Source organism: Streptomyces sp. NPDC104814 (assembly GCF_055583185.1).
The window spans coordinates 1-17740 of record NZ_JBVJOL010000005.1 but is presented as its reverse complement, the minus strand read 5'-3'; the positions used below and the strand labels follow the sequence as shown (position 1 = coordinate 17740).

17 protein-coding genes and 1 rRNA gene are annotated in these 17740 nt (G+C 71.4%); 3 read left to right on the top strand and 15 right to left on the bottom strand.

What is annotated here, in order from left to right:
- Positions 1–19 precede the first annotated feature (19 nt).
- The 5 genes from ACZ64A_RS18410 to ACZ64A_RS18390 all read right to left on the bottom strand — a co-directional run bounded on the left by ACZ64A_RS18410 (position 20) and on the right by ACZ64A_RS18390 (position 5756).
- Positions 20–1726 (bottom strand): bifunctional uroporphyrinogen-III C-methyltransferase/uroporphyrinogen-III synthase, encoded by a 1707-nt coding sequence (locus ACZ64A_RS18410; protein WP_469811406.1) that lies wholly within the window; start codon positions 1724–1726, stop codon positions 20–22.
- A complete protein-coding gene (gene hemC / locus ACZ64A_RS18405; protein ID WP_469811405.1) occupies positions 1723–2682 on the bottom strand; it encodes a hydroxymethylbilane synthase in 960 nt (319 codons plus the stop codon). The genes ACZ64A_RS18410 and hemC overlap by 4 nt, the downstream gene beginning before the upstream one ends.
- Positions 2679–4370 carry a glutamyl-tRNA reductase gene (locus ACZ64A_RS18400; protein ID WP_469811404.1) on the bottom strand — a complete coding sequence of 564 codons (1692 nt, stop codon included), beginning with the start codon at positions 4368–4370 and terminating at the stop codon, positions 2679–2681. The genes hemC and ACZ64A_RS18400 overlap by 4 nt, the downstream gene beginning before the upstream one ends.
- Positions 4367–5206: a redox-sensing transcriptional repressor Rex gene (locus ACZ64A_RS18395; RefSeq protein ID WP_469811403.1), complete on the bottom strand. Its 840-nt coding sequence runs from the start codon at positions 5204–5206 to the stop codon at positions 4367–4369. The genes ACZ64A_RS18400 and ACZ64A_RS18395 overlap by 4 nt, the downstream gene beginning before the upstream one ends.
- Positions 5207–5468: 262 nt before the next feature.
- Positions 5469–5756, bottom strand: coding sequence for a glutaredoxin family protein (locus ACZ64A_RS18390; protein ID WP_469811402.1), 288 nt, complete (start codon positions 5754–5756; stop codon positions 5469–5471).
- Positions 5757–5853: 97 nt separating this feature from the next.
- On the opposite strand from ACZ64A_RS18390, the gene ACZ64A_RS18385 reads away from it, so the two are divergent.
- The 3 genes from ACZ64A_RS18385 to ACZ64A_RS18375 all read left to right on the top strand — a co-directional run bounded on the left by ACZ64A_RS18385 (position 5854) and on the right by ACZ64A_RS18375 (position 9413).
- Positions 5854–6777 (top strand): HAD family hydrolase, encoded by a 924-nt coding sequence (locus tag ACZ64A_RS18385; protein ID WP_469811401.1) that lies wholly within the window; start codon positions 5854–5856, stop codon positions 6775–6777.
- Positions 6778–7146: 369 nt separating this feature from the next.
- Positions 7147–7929 carry an ECF subfamily RNA polymerase sigma factor, BldN family gene (locus ACZ64A_RS18380; protein WP_469811399.1) on the top strand — a complete coding sequence of 261 codons (783 nt, stop codon included), beginning with the start codon at positions 7147–7149 and terminating at the stop codon, positions 7927–7929.
- 233 nt (positions 7930–8162) lie between these two features.
- Positions 8163–9413 carry a DUF5667 domain-containing protein gene (locus tag ACZ64A_RS18375; protein WP_469811398.1) on the top strand — a complete coding sequence of 417 codons (1251 nt, stop codon included), beginning with the start codon at positions 8163–8165 and terminating at the stop codon, positions 9411–9413.
- A 94-nt stretch (positions 9414–9507) separates the two neighbouring features.
- On the opposite strand, the gene ACZ64A_RS18370 is transcribed toward ACZ64A_RS18375, so the two are convergent.
- The 10 genes from ACZ64A_RS18370 to rrf all read right to left on the bottom strand — a co-directional run.
- Positions 9508–10587 carry a lysophospholipid acyltransferase family protein gene (locus ACZ64A_RS18370; protein ID WP_469811397.1) on the bottom strand — a complete coding sequence of 360 codons (1080 nt, stop codon included), beginning with the start codon at positions 10585–10587 and terminating at the stop codon, positions 9508–9510.
- A 14-nt stretch (positions 10588–10601) separates the two neighbouring features.
- Positions 10602–11663, bottom strand: a complete 1062-nt coding sequence (locus tag ACZ64A_RS18365; RefSeq protein ID WP_469811396.1) for an NAD-dependent epimerase/dehydratase family protein — start codon at positions 11661–11663, stop codon at positions 10602–10604.
- A gap of 239 nt (positions 11664–11902) precedes the next feature.
- Positions 11903–12001 carry a 30S ribosomal protein bS22 gene (locus tag ACZ64A_RS18360; protein WP_003948845.1) on the bottom strand — a complete coding sequence of 33 codons (99 nt, stop codon included), beginning with the start codon at positions 11999–12001 and terminating at the stop codon, positions 11903–11905.
- Between the two features lie 159 nt (positions 12002–12160).
- On the bottom strand, positions 12161–12370 hold the full coding sequence (locus ACZ64A_RS18355; protein ID WP_181139929.1) for a helix-turn-helix domain-containing protein: 210 nt from the start codon (positions 12368–12370) through the stop codon (positions 12161–12163).
- Positions 12371–12499: 129 nt separating this feature from the next.
- Positions 12500–13315, bottom strand: a complete 816-nt coding sequence (locus ACZ64A_RS18350) for a phosphatase (protein ID WP_469811896.1) — start codon at positions 13313–13315, stop codon at positions 12500–12502.
- A 417-nt stretch (positions 13316–13732) separates the two neighbouring features.
- Entirely contained in the window at positions 13733–14905 is a 1173-nt protein-coding gene (locus ACZ64A_RS18345; RefSeq protein ID WP_469811395.1) for an acetoin utilization protein AcuC, read from the bottom strand.
- Entirely contained in the window at positions 14856–16064 is a 1209-nt protein-coding gene (locus ACZ64A_RS18340) for an MFS transporter (RefSeq protein ID WP_469811394.1), read from the bottom strand. Before ACZ64A_RS18340 ends, ACZ64A_RS18345 begins: the two co-directional genes overlap by 50 nt.
- A 99-nt stretch (positions 16065–16163) precedes the next feature.
- Positions 16164–16841 (bottom strand): VC0807 family protein, encoded by a 678-nt coding sequence (locus ACZ64A_RS18335; RefSeq protein WP_469811393.1) that lies wholly within the window; start codon positions 16839–16841, stop codon positions 16164–16166.
- Between the two features lie 92 nt (positions 16842–16933).
- Positions 16934–17578 carry an HAD family hydrolase gene (locus ACZ64A_RS18330; RefSeq protein WP_469811391.1) on the bottom strand — a complete coding sequence of 215 codons (645 nt, stop codon included), beginning with the start codon at positions 17576–17578 and terminating at the stop codon, positions 16934–16936.
- A 71-nt stretch (positions 17579–17649) separates the two neighbouring features.
- A 5S ribosomal RNA gene (rrf, locus tag ACZ64A_RS18325) occupies positions 17650–17740 on the bottom strand; the annotation flags it as partial.

The window sequence follows — 17740 nt, the reverse complement described above, 5'->3', positions numbered from 1 at the left end:
GTCGTCATCTCACATCACCTCACGTCGCCGCGCGGCGCCTGCGCGCCCCCGGACGCCGCTCGCTCGGCCGCGTCACCGGGTCGCCGGCCTCCAGCGCCGCCAGACGGCGCTTCATGCCGAAGTCGGCCAGGGCTTCGGCCAGCTTGTGCACGGACGGCTCGGGCGCCATGACGTCGACGCGCAGGCCGTGTTCCTCCGCCGTCTTCGCCGTCGCCGGGCCGATGCAGGCGATCACCGTCACGTTGTGCGGCTTGCCCGCGATGCCGACCAGGTTGCGGACCGTCGAGGACGAGGTGAACAGGACCGCGTCGAAGCCGCCGCCCTTGATCGCCTCGCGGGTCTCCGCCGGCGGCGGCGAGGCGCGCACCGTGCGGTAGGCGGTGACGTCGTCGACCTCCCAGCCCAGCTCGATCAGCCCGGCCACCAGGGTCTCCGTGGCGATGTCCGCCCGGGGCAGGAACACGCGGTCGATCGGGTCGAAGACCGGGTCGTAGGGCGGCCAGTCCTCAAGGAGGCCGGCCGCGGACTGCTCGCCCGAGGGCACCAGGTCCGGCTTCACACCGAAGGCGATGAGGGCCTTCGCCGTCTGCTCGCCCACCGCAGCCACCTTGATACCCGCAAAAGCCCGAGCGTCAAGGCCGTACTCCTCGAACTTCTCCCGCACGGCCCGCACCGCGTTGACCGACGTGAAGGCGATCCACTCGTAGCGGCCCGTCACCAGGCCCTTGACGGCACGTTCCATCTGCTGGGGCGTGCGCGGGGGTTCGACGGCGATCGTCGGGACCTCGTGCGGGACGGCGCCGTAGGAGCGCAGCTGGTCGGAGAGCGAGGCCGCCTGCTCCTTGGTGCGCGGCACGAGGACCTTCCAGCCGAACAGCGGCTTGGACTCGAACCATGCCAGCTGGTCGCGCTGGGCGGGGGCGCTGCGGTCTCCGACCACGGCTATCACCGGGCGGCCGCCGTCCGGCGAGGGCAGCACCTTCGCCTGCTTCAGCGTCTGCGCGATCGTGCCGAGCGTCGCGGACCAGGTGCGCTGCCGCGTCGTCGTCCCGGCGACGGTGACCGTCATCGGGGTGTCGGGCTTGCGGCCCGCCGAGACCAGCTCGCCGGCGGCCGCGGCCACCGAGTCCAGCGTGGTGGAGACGACCACCGTGCCGTCGGAGGCGCCGACCTCGGTCCAGCACCGGTCGGAGGCGGTACGGGCGTCCACGAACCGCACGTCCGCGCCCTCGGCGTCGCGCAGCGGCACACCGGCGTAGGCGGGCACGCCGACCGCGGCCGCGACGCCGGGGACCACCTCGAAGGACACGCCGGCCTTGGCGCAGGCGAGCATCTCCTCGGCGGCGTAGTTGTCGAGGCCGGGGTCGCCGGACACCGCACGGACGACCCGCCTGCCGCCCCGCGCAGCCTCCATGACAAGATGTGCGGCATCCCGCAGTGCGGGAATCCCAGCGGTTGTTGACGCCCCGTCAACGATCGCCGGCTGGGGCGTGCCCGTGCCCGTATTCGGGTCCGACGAGGGACCCGCGTCCGTCGGCACGACGCTGACGCCCTGACGGGCGTGCGTGCGTACGACGTCGAGTACCTCGTGCTCGGCGACGAGGACGTCCGCGTTCGCCAGCGCCTCCACGGCGCGCAGAGTCAGCAGTCCCGGATCTCCGGGTCCGGCACCCAGGAAGGTGACGTGCCCGTGTTCCGGACCGGCGGGAAGGGTGGTGGGGCTCACTGTGCTCGCTCCCCCATCAGACCGGCCGCACCCTGGGCGAGCATCTCGGCGGCGAGTTCACGGCCGAGCGCCGCGGCGCCCTCGTCCGTCTCGGGCACGGGACCGGTGGTGGACAGCTGCACCATGCGGGTGCCGTCGGTGGTGCCGACGACGCCCCGCAGGCGCATTTCCTTGACAATCTGCCCGTCGGCCAGAAGGTCGGCCAACGCGCCCACAGGGGCGCTGCAACCGGCCTCCAGGGCGGCGAGCAGGGACCGCTCGGCCGTCACGGCGGCCCGCGTGAACGGGTCGTCGAGTTCGGCGAGCGCGGCGATCAGTTCCGCGTTGTCCGCGGAACACTCGATCGCCAGTGCCCCCTGGCCGGGGGCGGGCAAAACCGTGTCGACCGACAGGAAGTCGGTCACCTCGTCGCTGCGGCCGATCCGGTTCAGCCCGGCGGCGGCCAGCACGACGGCGTCCAGTTCGCCGTCACGGACGTACCCGATGCGGGTGTCGACGTTCCCGCGGATGGGGACCGTCTCGATGTCCAGTCCGTGGGCACGGGCGTACGCGTTCAGCTGCGCCATGCGGCGCGGCGCACCGGTGCCGATGCGCGCCCCGCGCGGCAGGTCCGTGAACTTCAGCGCGTCCCGGGCGACGATCACGTCGCGCGGATCCTCGCGCACCGGTACGGCGGCCAGGGCCAGCTCCTCGGGCTGCGCGGTGGGCAGGTCCTTCAGCGAATGAACCGCGAAGTCGACCTCCCCACGGGCCAGCGCGTCACGCAGCGCGGTGACGAACACACCCGTGCCGCCGATCTGCGCCAGGTGCGCCCGGGAGACGTCACCGTAGGTCGTGATCTCGACCAGCTCGACGGGCCGCCCGGTCACCTGGCGCACGGCCTCCGCCACCTGCCCGGACTGGGCCATGGCGAGCTTGCTGCGCCTGGTCCCCAGTCTCAAAGCCTTCGTACTCATGCCGGCCCTCGGTTCTTGGCGTTCTTCTCGGTGCTGTCCTCGGCGCGGGAGACGGCGGCGACCGCCTCGGGGTCGAGGTCGAACAGGGTGCGCAGCGCGTCCGCGTACCCGGCGCCGCCGGGCTCGGCCGCGAGCTGCTTGACCCGCACCGTCGGCGCGTGCAGCAGCTTGTCGACCACCCGCTTGACGGTCTGCGTGATCTCCGCGCGGTGCTTGTCGTCCAGGCCGGGCAGCCGGCCCTCCAGCCGCGCCATCTCGCCCGCCACCACATCGGCGGCCATGGTGCGCAGCGCGACCACGGTCGGCGTGATGTGCGCGGCGCGCTGGGCGGCGCCGAACGCGGCGACCTCGTCGGAGACGATCCGGCGCACCTGGTCGACGTCCGCCGCCATGGGCGCGTCCGCGGACGCCTCGGCGAGGGACTCGATGTCCACCAGCCGCACGCCGGCCAGCCGGTGCACGGCCGCGTCGATGTCGCGGGGCATCGCCAGGTCCAGCAGGAACAGCGAGGGCCGCGGCCGCGGGATCTCGGCGACCGGCTCCGGCTTGCGCCGCTCCGGGATCCGGCCGACCGTCCTGACGGCGGCGGCCAGCGCGCCGATCAGCTCGGCGTCGGCCTCGGGCCCGCGCCGGGCGTCCTCACGGCGCTCGACGACGGTGCCCTTGTCGACCCAGGCGGCGTGCTGCTCAAGCGTCGCCGCGTCCATCCCGGCGACGGCGGCCTCCCCGGCCACGGAGAAGCCCGGCTGCACGGCGGACAGGTCCAGCGGGCAGCCGTCCTCGGTCCCGACCGAGGTGGGCGGCAGCGCGCGCTGCGGGGTCTCGGCCACGGCGACGGGGGCGCCCGTACGGTCCTCCAGCGCCGACATGACCGCCTCCGCCGTCAGGACGAGCCCCGTCGCCCCGGTACACGAGACGGCGATGTCGGCACGTGTCAGCTCGGCCGGTACGGCGTCCATCCGTACCGCGCGGGCGGCCACGTCCGTGTCGTCGCCGCCGGTGAGGATCTCGGCGAGGCGCTCGGCACGCTCGAAGGTGCGGTTGGCGACGACGATCTCGGCGACACCGGCGCGCGCGAGGGTCGCCGCGGCCAGCGACGACATCGAGCCCGCGCCGATCACCAGCGCCTTGCGGCCCCTGGCCCACCCGGCGACGTCCGCGCCCTGCGCCAGCTGCTCCAGGCCGAAGGTCACCAGGGACTGGCCGGCCCGGTCGATACCGGTCTCGGAGTGGGCGCGCTTGCCGACCCTGAGGGCCTGCTGGAACAGGTCGTTCAGCAGCTTGCCCGCGGTGTGCAGCTCCTGCGCCCGGGCGAGGGCGTCCTTGATCTGGCCGAGGATCTGGCCCTCGCCGACGACCATCGAGTCCAGGCCGCAGGCCACCGAGAACAGGTGGTGGACCGCCCGGTCCTCGTAGTGCACATAGAGATAAGGGGTGAGCTCCTCCAGGCCGACCCCGCTGTGCTGGGCCAGCAGCGTGGACAGCTCGGCGACACCGGCGTGGAACTTGTCCACGTCGGCGTACAGCTCGATGCGGTTGCAGGTGGCCAGCACGGCGGCCTCGGTGGCCGGTTCGGCGGCGACCGTGTCCTGCAGCAGCTTGTTCTGGTCGTCCGCGTTCAGCGCGGCCCGCTCCAGCACGCTGACCGGGGCGCTGCGGTGACTCAGCCCGACGACGAGGAGACTCATGCCGGCATCACGGCGGGCACGTCCCCGTCGGGTCCCTGGTCGGCGGAGCCGGCGGCACGCGTCCGCTTGGCGGCGGGAGCGGCGGGCGCGTTCGCGGGGGCGCCGACGTCCTTCGTGGTGGCGGGCACCGCGTCCGAGGTGGTGGTGGGGACGGCGGCTTCCGCGGCGGCCTCCTCACCGGCCTTGCGCTGCTCGTGGAACGCGAGGATCTGCAGCTCGATGGAGAGGTCGACCTTGCGCACGTCGACACCGTCCGGGACGTTCAGCACGGTCGGCGCGAAGTTGAGGATGGAGGTCACACCGGCGGCCACGAGACGCTCGCAGACCTGCTGGGCGGCGCCTGCGGGGGTCGCGATCACGCCGATGGAGACGCCGTTGTCCTGGATGATTTTCTCCAGGTCGTCGGTGTGCTGCACCGGGATGCCCGCGACGGGCTTGCCCGCCATCGCGGGGTCGGCGTCGATGAGGGCGGCGACCCGGAAGCCACGGGAGGCGAAACCGCCGTAGTTGGCGAGGGCCGCGCCGAGGTTGCCGATACCGACGATGACCACGGGCCAGTCCTGGGTCAGGCCCAGCTCACGGGAGATCTGGTACACGAGGTACTCGACGTCGTAGCCGACGCCCCGGGTGCCGTAGGAACCCAGGTAGGAGAAGTCCTTGCGCAGCTTCGCGGAGTTGACCCCGGCGGCGGCCGCCAGCTCCTCGGATGAAACCGTGGGGACCGAGCGCTCCGACAGTGCGGTCAGCGCCCGGAGGTACAGCGGAAGCCTGGCGACGGTGGCCTCGGGAATCCCTCGGCTGCGGGTCGCCGGTCGGTGAGTTCGGCCAGTTGCCACGGTGCTCCTGCGGGTAGAGCGGGGCTGTGGGCGGTCGTACGTCCCCAGACCGCCCCGTCGACAGCAGGCTATGTCTTTGTGAACGCGTGCACAAAGATGGTGTCCGATTTGCCCGGCCAACGTGACCGGACTCACGCGCGTTTTATGTCGCGTGCTACGTGGGGGCAAAACCGGCTCACTCCTCGTGAATCCCGCCCCCGAGACCAGACCGCATCGATCCTAAGCGACGTCCGGTACGGACTTGAACTACTCGGTCAGTGAACTACTCGGTCAGCGCGGAGCGCAGCCGCTGCTCGTTCACACGCCAGAACGTGTGCTGCTCACCGTCGATCAGGACGACGGGGATCTGCTCCCAGTACCGGTCGTGCAGGTCCTGGTCCTGCGTGATGTCCTTCTGCTCCCAGGGCACGCCGAGTTCCCCGCAGACCCTCTCGATCACCTGCTGCGCGTCGTCGCACAGATGACAGCCGGGCTTGCGGACCAGCGTGACCAGACGGTCCTCGGGGGCACGGTGGGGGCGGCGGCGGAAGAGCGGGCTCATGCCGGCCATTGTCGCGCGCCCGCGTCGACGACCCGGTCGCGCAGAGTTCACAGGGTTACAACCCTTCGGGTCCGGAACCGCCGTACCGACTCGTTATGCTCACGCCATGGCCGCTCTCGGATGGCTCACTCCCCGTAGGCGCTCCGCCACGGCGCGGAGCGTGTTGGCAGGCGAGGCCTCGGCGGAGGCCGCGCGCAAGTCCGTGCCCGAGGCTCCGCTGACAGAACCGGAGTCCGAGCCGGCGTTCCCCGTGCTCGGCGACGAGCACGCGGCCGCGTTCTTCGACCTGGACAACACGGTGATGCAGGGCGCGGCGCTGTTCCACTTCGGGCGGGGCCTGTACAAGCGGAAGTTCTTCGAGACCCGCGACCTGGCCCGCTTCGCATGGCAGCAGGCGTGGTTCCGGCTGGCCGGGGTCGAGGACCCGGAGCACATGCAGGACGCGCGGGACTCGGCGCTGTCCATCGTCAAGGGCCACCGGGTCTCCGAGCTGCAGTCCATCGGCGAGGAGATCTACGACGAGTACATGGCCGAGCGGATCTGGCCGGGTACGCGGGCGCTGGCCCAGGCCCACCTGGACGCCGGCCAGAAGGTGTGGCTGGTGACGGCGGCACCGGTGGAGATCGCGCAGGTCATCGCGCGGCGACTGGGCCTGACCGGTGCGCTCGGCACGGTGGCGGAGTCGGTGGACGGCGTCTACACCGGCAAGCTCGTGGGCGAGCCGCTGCACGGGCCGGCGAAGGCCGAGGCCGTACGGGCGCTGGCGGCGGCGGAGGGCCTGGACCTGGCGCGGTGCGCCGCGTACAGCGACTCCCACAACGACATCCCGATGCTGTCGCTGGTCGGCCACCCGTACGCGATCAACCCGGACGCGAAGCTGCGGCGCCACGCGCGCGAGCACGACTGGCGCCTGCGGGACTACCGCACGGGCCGCAAGGCGGCGAAGGTCGGCATCCCGGCGGCGGCGGGCGTGGGAGCGGTGGCGGGCGGCACCGCGGCGGCGATCGCCCTGCACCGGCGACGCCGGTAGCCCTTCCTTCCGCGCAGCGCCGGTCAGTCACCCCGCCCGGCGCGGCCGACGCGCGCCCGGGCGCACCGGGCATTCCAGTGGACATACCCACCCGTGGAGCGGTCAGTCACCGTTTCCTCACGCGAGCACAACACGCCCCACACTCACCCGGAATGCGAACCAATTCGATCAACAATCGCTCAGCACGTCGAACCTGATCAGTCGTCAAAGGGCTACAGAAGCGACGCAATCGATGATTTGAGCAACTCGGTGTAGCAGTGCCTGCACGAAGCGTTATTCTCCTCAGACGCAATCCGGTACCCCTCCGTCGCCACGACGGGTGAACGGTCCCGCACTGCACGTGATGGAAGCTCTGCCTCTGGGAGTCCCGTGTACCCACACGTCGGGGTTGACGCCTCGGGCCTGGCTACGCTGCGCGCAACGGTCGCGACGGCGCAAAACCTTCTGCGCGGCCTCGTCCCGGCCGCGCACGCCGTCCCCGCATTCGCCACCGCCGCCCCCGCCGGCCCGTGCTACGCACTGGCCGAGGGCGGGGCCGCGGTGGGCAGAAGGGGGCGCGCGGCCGGTGCCACCACCGCCGCCCGCCGCCCCGCCGCGGACAGCGACAGTGCCCGGATGATGGACCTCGTGGAGCGCGCCCAGGCCGGCGAGGCCGAAGCGTTCGGCCGCCTCTACGACCAGTACAGCGACACCGTCTACCGATACATCTATTACCGGGTGGGAGGTAAGGCCACTGCCGAGGACCTGACCAGCGAGACCTTTCTGCGGGCACTGCGCAGGATCGGCACCTTCACCTGGCAGGGCCGCGACTTCGGCGCGTGGCTCGTCACGATCGCCCGCAACCTCGTGGCCGACCACTTCAAGTCCAGCCGCTTCCGGCTGGAGGTCACCACCGGCGAGATGCTCGACGCCAACGAGGTCGAGCGCTCCCCGGAGGACTCCGTCCTCGAGTCGCTGTCCAACGCCGCCCTGCTCGACGCCGTACGACGGCTCAACCCGCAGCAGCAGGAGTGCGTGACCCTGCGCTTCCTGCAGGGCCTGTCCGTCGCCGAGACCGCGCGGGTCATGGGCAAGAACGAGGGTGCGATCAAGACCCTCCAGTACCGGGCCGTCCGCACCCTCGCCCGGCTCCTGCCCGACGACGCCCGCTGATCAGACACGCTCAGCGACGTTCAAGTAACGCTCCGTTCGCGTTCGTTGACTTCCCGATCCGATCATCCGCCGTCCGTAACCCAAGTGCCACGCCGCTCGTTGTGCGGGATGCAGGCTCCCTGTGGTCACGCCCAGGCCAACGCTGATCACACGATCGTGTGGAAGTGGCCGGGGCGTGCAACCCTCAGGACCCCCTGGGGAGTCGACCGTCATGACGAGAGGAGGTGCCGCCAGTGATCGCGAACGTATCGGCGCACCGGCGGGCGAACGCCTTCGCCCAGGCCCTGGAGGAGCAGTCCGAGCAGGGCGCGGCGGCCGAGCAGCCCGAAGGATCGCCACCGGCCCCAGCCGCCGAGGAGCACACCGAGCAGGGGCGTCTTGTCGCCCTCGCCTCCGGCCTCGGCGCGCTGCCCAAGCCGGAGCTCGATCCGGAGGTCAAGGTCGTCCAGCGAGCCCAGCTCGTGGCCGCGTTCGAGGCCATGCTGCAGGAGGGCGCAGCGGGGGGCGAGGCGGCGGACCCTTCCGTGCCCGAGCAGCGCAATCACCGGGCCCGGGGCGCCCATCGCGCCCCGCTGGGCAAGTTCCGCCCCCGCTCGCGGCTGGCCAAGGGCCTCACCGCGGGCGGGCTCAGCGTCGGTGTTGCGGCCGGCGCCTTCGGCGGAGTCGCCGCTGCCAGCTCGGACGCCCTGCCCGGTGACGGGCTGTACGGGCTCAAGCGCGGCATCGAGGACTTCAGGCTCAACTACCTGTCCGAGGGGGACGACGAACGCGGCCGTTCCTACCTCGACCAGGCGTCCACCCGGCTCAGCGAGGCAAGACGGCTGCTCGAACGCGGTCGCGGCGGCCACCTCGACCACGAGTCGCTGGGCGAGATCCGCCGCACCCTGTCCGGGATGACCCACGACGCCGCCGAAGGCCACCGCCTGCTGCACGAGGCCTACGAGCGCGACCCCGACTCCCTGGGCCCCATCCAGGCGCTGTCCGCGTTCTCCGCCTCGCACCGCCAGATGTGGGGCGCGCTGCGCGACCAGCTGCCTGTGCAGCTCGGCGACGTCAGCGACCAGGTGTCGTCGGTGTTCGACGCCATAGACGAAGAGGTCGCCCCGCTCCAGTCGCTGCTGCCGCAGACCCCCGCCACTCGTGGCGGCGGTGACAGCAGCCGGCCGGGCGGCGGCGGATCGGCGTCCACCGGGTCGTCCGGCCCCCAGCGGTCCCACGGACCCAGCAGCGGCACGAGCAGGGAACCCCACTCCGGCGACCACACCGGCACCGGCAGCCCCAGCAAGTCCGCGCCCGGCGTCGGCGGCATCGACGACGGCCTCCTCGGTGGCAACACCGGCGGCCTTCTCGACCCGCCGAAGGAGACCGGCAGCGCCTCGCCGTCGCAGAGCAAGCCGTCCATCCCCGAGCCGGACGTGACGCTCCCACCGCTCCTCCCGGGCCTCCTGCCCGGCCTGGGCATCGACAGCGACGACGCCAACTAGCCGGAACGACCGCAGGCCGGTACGACGACGGTGGGGGCACCCCTTTCGAGGGGCGCCCCCACCGTCGTATGCCGGAACGTTTCGGAGGAACGTTTCAGAAGAACACCGACCTGCGCTGGACCAGCAACTTGTACAGGGTGTGCTGGATCTGTTCACGGACCTGGTCGGTCAGGTTGAACATCAGCATCGGGTCCTCCGCCGCCTCCGGCGGATAGCCGTCGGTGCGGATCGGCTCGCCGAACTGGATCGTCCACTTGGTCGGCAGCGGGATCGCGCCCAGCGGGCCCAGCCACGGGAACGTCGGCGTCAGCGGGAAGTACGGGAAGCCGAGCAGACGCGCGAGGGTCTTCGCGTTGCCGATCATCGGGTAGATCTCCTCCGCCCCGACGATCGAGCACGGGATGATCGGCGCGCCCTGCCGCAGCGCCGTGGAGACGAAACCGCCCCGGCCGAACCGCTGCAGCTTGTAGCGCTCGCTGAACGGCTTACCGATGCCCTTGAAGCCCTCCGGCATCACCCCGACCAGCTCGCCCTGGCCCAGCAGCCGTTCGGCGTCCTCCGCGCACGCCAGTGTGTGGCCCAGCTTGCGCGCCAGCTCGTTCACCACCGGCAGCACGAAGACCAGGTCGGCCGCGAGCAGCCGCAGGTGCCGGCCGGCCGGATGGTGGTCGTGCACCGCCACCTGCATCATCAGGCCGTCCAGCGGCAGCGTCCCGGAATGGTTGGCGACGATCAGCGCGCCGCCCTCGGCCGGGATGTTCTCCAGGCCCTTCACCTCGACCCGGAAGTACTTCTCGTACACCGGCCGCAGCAGCGACATCAGGACCTGGTCGGTGAGTTCCTCGTCGTAACCGAAGTCGTCGACCTCGTAGTCCCCGGTCAGACGGCGGCGCAGGAAGGCCAGACCGGCCGCCACACGGCGCTCCAGACCGCCGTCCGAGGACTGCGGCTGCGCCGCCTCCCCGCCGGACTCCGGGCTCACCGCGGCCTCCTCCTGCGCGCCGGGCGCCTCAGGCGCGGACCGGCTCCCCCGGGCCCCGCGGGACTCCCGCAGCTCTCGCACCGGCTCGCCGCTCCCCCGCCGGCTGCCCGCGCCGCGGCGCCGCGCGGGGCGCTGCACGGCGCTCCCCCGGGACCGGTCGTCGTCGAACGGAATGACCTTGGCGTCCGCCATCGTTGCTGCGCTCCTCAGTTGGCGCTCTGCGTCGGGGGGTGGCCGCCACCCGCGAGGGGCAGCGCGGCGATCCGGTCGACGGCCCCCGCAAGGGCCTCGGGGGGCAGCAGGCCCGGCCCCCTGCTGCGGACGAAGTCCGCGAACGTCTCCGCGGTCGTGTACGTCGGCTCGAAGCCCAGCGTTTCGCGCATCTGGGTGGTGTCCACGACCCGGCCGTGGGTGAGCAGCCGGATCTGTTCGGGAGAGAAGTCCGTCATCCCCAGCGTACGCACCAGCGAGCCCGCCCACGTCACGGCGGGCAGCAGCAGTGGCACCGTGGGACGGCCCAGCCGCCGTGCGCACTGCGAGAGCAGGACGACGCCGTCACCGGCGATGTTGAAGGTGCCGCTGTTCAGCGTGGAGCGGCGCGGCTCGTGCGAGGCCAGGCGCAGCACCTCGATCACGTCGTCCTCGTGCGCGAACTGCAGCCGCGGGTCGTAACCGAACACCGTCGGCACGACCGGAAGCGAGAAGTACGAGGTGAGCGGGGTCTCGGCGGTGGGCCCCAGGATGTTGGCGAACCGCAGCACGCACACGGCGACGTCGGGGCGCCGGCGGGCGAAGCCGCGGACGTACCCCTCGACCTCGACGGTGTCCTTCGCGAAGCCGCCGCTGGGCAGCGACTTCGGCGGGGTCGTCTCGGTGAACACGGCCGGATCGCGCGGCGCCGAGCCGTAGACGTTGGTGGAGGACTTCACCACCAGCCGCTTGACCGCGGGCGACTTCTGGCAGGCACCGAGCAGTTGCATGGTGCCGATGACGTTGGTCTCCTTCACCGTGGCCCGGCTGCCACCGCCGAGCGCCATGCCGGTGACGTCCATGTGGACGACCGTGTCGGCGCCGGTCTCGGCCAGCACCCGCGCGATGGTGGGCTGGCGGATGTCGGCGCGGATGAAGTCGGCGCCGCCCAGATGGTGCTCGGGCTGCACCGCGTCCACGGCGACGACCCGGTCGACCTGCGGGTCACGCTGGATCCGTCGTACGAAGCGGCCGCCCAGCTGACGGGCCGCTCCGGTCACGAGCACGACCTTCCCCAAGATCAGCGCCTTCCTTCCAGACCTCGTACCACGCCCGCGTTCCCCATCAGCGGCCAACTTAGCGGTTCGGTGTTGCGCTGTGATGACCACCCGATGCGGGAAGTGACGAGAAACGGCCGGGCGGAGCACAGTGACACGGGGCCACGCGAGCCCGACGAGGTGCGCCGATACGACTGCGGCCCCCCACCGAGTGCGATGGGGGGCCACAGACACGCTCTACGCGGCGTTGCTCGCGTCGCTCACTTCTTGTTGCGACGCTGGACGCGCGTGCGCTTCAGCAGCTTGCGGTGCTTCTTCTTGGCCATCCGCTTACGCCGCTTCTTGATAACAGAGCCCACGACTATCCTCGCTCACTTCTCATCACTCGGTGTTTGGGCGCCATGGGCCCACACGACCTACGAGGGGCTAGCCTACCCGCCCGAGCGCTGAGGTCGTAATCGAGGGGTCCGGGGAGACCGGAAGTGCCCTGTTCCGATCGCTGGCCTCCCTTGTTGCCGTCAGGCAGTCTCCACCCCCACGTAACTCTCGCGAAGGTACTCGTGAACCGCGTTCTCGGGGACACGGAAGGACCGCCCCACCCTGATCGCGGGCAGATGACCGCTGTGCACCAGCCGGTACACGGTCATCTTCGACACTCGCATCACCGCAGCGACTTCCGCCACGGTAAGGAACTGAACCTCGCTCAGAGGCCTCTGCTCAGCAGCCATGACACACCTGAACCTTCCGCACTCGACGGCCACCGGCTTCCCCTTCCGGTGACTCTTCGTCGCTGCGTGCTCACTCCCCAGACTAGGGGCGGGTGATGCAAGTGGGGAAGAGGTGCACCCAACAGCGTCCTACTGTGACAGACACGCTCGATTGAGTACGTAGCGGGTCAGCGGCCGGTAGTAAGCCGCCCGCACCCCGTCATCAAGCGGAACGACGACGGCCACGGAGCCCTCGGCCTCCCCCACGAACAGCGCCGGATCGTCGGTGTCGGCCAGCCCGATCGCCTCGAACCCCAGCTGACCTGCACCGCAGACCCAGCCGTGATCGCCGACCACCAGGTCCGGCAGCGACCCGCCGGTCTCGGCCGCCGCGGCCAGCGCGAGACGAACCGGGAGGGGCGAGTGCGTGTGTGCGCCGGGCGCACCACCGGGGCGTTCCGTGCCGCCTTCGCGGATCAACGCGACTCCTCGTACGTAGTCAAGGTTGTGCGTGCGTAGACCGAACTGGGTCAATATGTCGACACGATGACCCTGCGCCGGGGTGAGGACGGCACATCCCACCGCCGACAACGCGTCTGCGAGGGCGGCGTAGAAACCGAGCAGCCGGTGCGGGTGCCCGGTGCCGAACAGTACGCTCCCGCGACGCCCGGCGACCGCCGCGAGCCGCTCCGCGAAGGCGTCCAGCGCGGCCAGCGTGCGCTCCGGGTCGATCACATCCTGCCCGGAAGTGTGGCCCGGATCGGCCGAAACCCCACACCTGTCCGCCATCAACTCGATCACGTCCCGCGGCGCCCACGGTCGCTGCGGATCGATCCCGATCAGCACCCGGGGGTCGCGTGCCGCGAACGCGCGATAGCTCCGCAGGCTCACCTCCCTCGAGGTCGCCACGGCCCCGGCCAGCCGGGTCCGCAGCAGATGGTCCCGCAGAGCACCCACACCCACCACACGACCGATGGTGACGGACCGGCCGCCGGCACACCCGCTTTCCGGCAAAGACCGCACGGTCGGCGTAACCACGGCTACGGTACCGGCGCCTGCCTGGAGCGGCGTGTGCAGCAGGCCTGCGGCGGCCTGCGCGGGTTGCGTTGTGGCTGGTCGCGCAGTTCCCCGCGCCCCTAGGGGATTGCAGGACCGCCCCCACCCAGCTGCGGGCAGTCGTGCCCCAGGGCGGCACGGGTGGGCTGGGGGTACCCCCTGCACGTAGTGCTTGGGGGAGGCACCCCGCCGGCGCCGGCGAGCGCACCCACCCCCGGCCGACCACAACGCAGGCACAAGCAAACGCCCGGGCGCCCAGCCCACCCCCCCTCAGGGCCACCCCGGGCGCCCAGCCCAACCCCCACAGCCCCCGCCCGGCGCGCAGCCCTACGCCAACAACCCCCGCAACGGAAACACCGCCCGCCGAGTGGCCAGCACCGCCTGATCCAAGCGATCAGCGGGGTCGTACCCCTCGTCCCACCCGGCAAAGGACACCGGCCACCGCCCGTCGGTCATCCGCCCCGGCCCCAACTGCCGCGTCCGCGCGAACACTTCCTGCCGCCACGACTCCGGAATCACCGACGTCGGCTCCACCGGCCGCCCCGCCGCGATCCCCACCAGATGCGTCCACGACCGCGGCACGACGTCCACCACGGCGTACCCCCCGCCCCCCAGCGCCACCCACTTCCCGTCCGCGTACTCGTGGGCCAGGTCGTGACAGGCCACCTGCACCGCCCGCTGCGCGTCCAGCGACACCGCCAGATGCGCCAGCGGATCCTCGAAATGCGTATCGGCCCCGTGCTGCGACACCACCACCTGCGGCCGGAAGTCCACGACCAGCTCCGGCACCACCGCGTGGAACGCCCGCAGCCACCCCGCGTCCCCCGTCCCCGCCGGCAGCGCGAGATTCACCGCCGACCCCTCCGCCGAGTCCGCCCCGGTCTCCTGCGGCCACCCGGTCTGCGGGAACAGCGTCTGCGGATGCTCGTGCAACGAGATCGTCAGCACCCGCGGGTCCTCCCAGAACGCCGCCTGCACCCCGTCCCCGTGGTGCACGTCGACGTCGATGTACACCACCCGCTCCGCCCCCAGCTCCAGCAGCCGCGCGATCGCCAGGGCCGCGTCGTTGTAGATGCAGAACCCCGACGCCCCCGCCGGCATCGCATGGTGCAGCCCGCCCGCGAAGTTCACCGCGTGCAGCGCCTCCCCGCGCCACACCGCCTCCGCCGCCCCCACCGACTGCCCCGCGATCAGCGCGGACACCTCGTGCATCCCCGCGAACGCCGGATCGTCCAGGGTCCCCAGCCCGTACGACTGGTCGGCCGCCGCCGGATCCGCGGACGCCGCCTTCACGGCGTCGATGTAGTCCTCCCGGTGGACGAGCCGCAACGTCGACTCCCCGGCGGCCTTCGCCGCCACCACGTCCACCTCACGGTCGAGCCCGAAGGCACCGACCAGTTTCCGGGTCAGGGCGAGACGGACCGGATCCATCGGATGCTCCGGACCGAAGTCATAGCCCGTTACTGCCTCGTCCCACATCAGCTGTGCGCGGCCGCTCATGCCCGCCACCGTATCGGTCCGGTTGAGCCGCGAACGACCTGGCGTACACCAACGTCACCAGCACCAACGCCATCGGCACCAGCATGGCCCCGCGATAGCTCCACGTGTCACCGAGCGCCCCCACGAGCGGCGAGCCGATCAGGAAGCCCACGTAGTTGAAGACGTTCAGCCGGGCGATCGCCGCGTCCGAGGCACCGGGGAACAGCCGGCCGGCCGCCGCGAACGTCTGCGGCACCAGCACACACAGCCCCAGCCCCAGCAGGGTGAACCCGAGCATCCCGACCCACGCCCCGGGCGCCGCCGCCACCACGGCGAACCCGGCCGCCGCCACCAGCGCCCCGCCCCGCACCACGGCCACCGCCCCGAACCGCCGCACCCCGAGATCCCCGATGGCCCGCCCCAGCAGCGTCGTCACCATGTACACGTTGTACGGCACCGTCGCCAGCTGCTCCGAGCTGCCCAGCACGTCCTGCAGATACTTCGCGGACCAGTTCGAGACCGTCGAGTCCCCGATGTACGCGAACGTCATCACCAGACACAGCGGCAGCAGCAGCTTGAAGACGAGACCGTTCTTCCCGCCCGGCTCCTCCACCGCCGCCGCGCCCCCGTCGACATACCACCGGCTCCCCACCAGCACCGCCGGCAACAGCACCACCACGACCGGCAGATACGACACCCACAGCGCCAGGTGCCAGTGCGCCCCCACCCACGCCAGCGACGCCCCGAGAATCCCGCCCAGGCTGTACGCGGCGTGGAAGCTGAGCATGATGCTGCGCCCGTACGACCGCTGCAGACTGACCCCGAGCATGTTCATCGAGGCGTCCAGCGCCCCCACCGCCAGCCCGAACACCGCCAGCGCCGCCGCCACTTCGCCCAGCCGGTCCCCGGCCCCCACCCCGAGCAGCGCCAGCAGCACGACCGGCTGGGACCACCGCAGCACCCGGCTCGGCCGCACCCGCTTCACCAGGTGCTCGGTGGTCACACTCCCGACACCGGCCAGGATCGGGACGGCGGCCAGGAACGCCGGCAGCAGCGCGTCGGAGATGCCGTACCGGTCCTGGATGGCGGGGATGCGCGTCACCAGGAGCGCGAAGGCGACGCCCTGCGCGAAGAAGCTGAACGCCAGCGAGGCCCTGCCGCGCCGCAGCACATCAGTCATGGCGGCGAGCGTAGGGCCCCGGGCTACTGCTGGGTAGATCCAGCCAAAGATGAATTCCGCTCAGCTTCCGTCAGCGTGCGACCCGGCTTCGGATCGGCCTCACGCGGCGACCGCGACCTCCGGCCGGGTGGCGGCGGCCTGCGCCGCCTCCACCTCGGCGGCCAGCATCCGCCGCATCGGCTCCACTGCCAGCCCGCCGCTGACGAGGAACCCGAGTCCGAAGGTGACGACCGTCAGCACCGTGCCCAGCCAGACCATCGTGTCCACCGGCACGGTGTAGGCACCCACGACCCGGGCGACACACTCCGCGAACAGGACCACGCCCCACACCAGCGAGAACACCCGCTCACCCCGCCGGAAGGCCGCGGAACCGGCGATCAGCCGCTCCCAGGCGGCCTCCCGGTCCGCGTCACCCTTCACCACGAACGGCTTGAACGCCGCCGTCATGAGCGGCTTCCCGAGCGCCACCGAGACCAGGATCCCGATACCGACGGTGCTGCTGACCACGCCGTCCTTGGCCAGCATCAGCCGCGGGTCGCCGGAGACGAAGCTCAGCGCCAGGCTGACGACGTTCACGACCAGGATGAGGCCCGCGAGTCCGTTCACCGTCCGCTCCCGCACGACGCTCCACAGCGTGCGCACGGCCGGCACCACACTGCTCCAGGCGAGCGCCGCGAAGGTGCTCATCCCGAGGGCTTCCTTGAGGAGGTAGTACGAAGCGAGCGGCACCGCCACGTCGAGCAGAAGCGGCCGGAGGTTCTTCTTCGTCGTCGTCATGCCCCCAGCTTCGCGGCCAGGAGGGGTCGCCCAGTAGAAACGATCGTCCGGGCCTCGGCATGACAATTGTCAGCACGCCCGCATGGCCCGGGTCATACCAGCAGGTCAGCCAACTGCCCCGGCTCGGAGAAGAGTTGGGTGGCACCCGCCAGCTTCTCCGCCGGCGTCATGGCCGTGAACCCGAAGACGTCCATCCCGGCCGCCACGGCCGCCTGCACCCCCAGCGGGCTGTCCTCGACCACGACACACCGCTCCGGCGCGACCCCCATCCGCTCGGCCGCGTACAGGAAGAGGTCCGGGGCCGGCTTGCCCCGCCCGACGTCCTGCGAGCTGAAGATCCGCGTGTCGTCGAACCACCGGTCCAGCCCGGTCACCCGGTGGCCCACCCGGATCCGCTCATGACTCCCCGAGGAGGCGACACAGTACGGCACCCCGTCGGCCGCCAGCTTCTCCAGTACGCCGGCCATCCCGGCCACCGGCTGCAACTCCCGCTCGAAGGCGGAGAACACCCGGGCATGGAACACGTCGTCGAAGTCGTCGGGCAGCCGCTGCCCGGTGCGCTCCAGCACCAGCTCATGGATCCGGTGCATCGCGGACCCCATGTAGTCCCGGATGGACTCCTCGTACGTCGTCGGATGCCCCAGCTCGGTCAGATAGGCCGCGAGATGCCGGTTGGAGATCGGCTCGCTGTCCACCAGGACGCCGTCGTTGTCGAAGATGACCAGTTCATAGCGCATACGTCGACTGTAAGCGTCCGGAAACGCAGAAAACCCCCGCATCCGAAGATGCGGGGGTTTTCCCAAGAATTGTTCGGCGGTGTCCTACTCTCCCACAGGGTCCCCCCTGCAGTACCATCGGCGCTGTAAGGCTTAGCTTCCGGGTTCGGAATGTAACCGGGC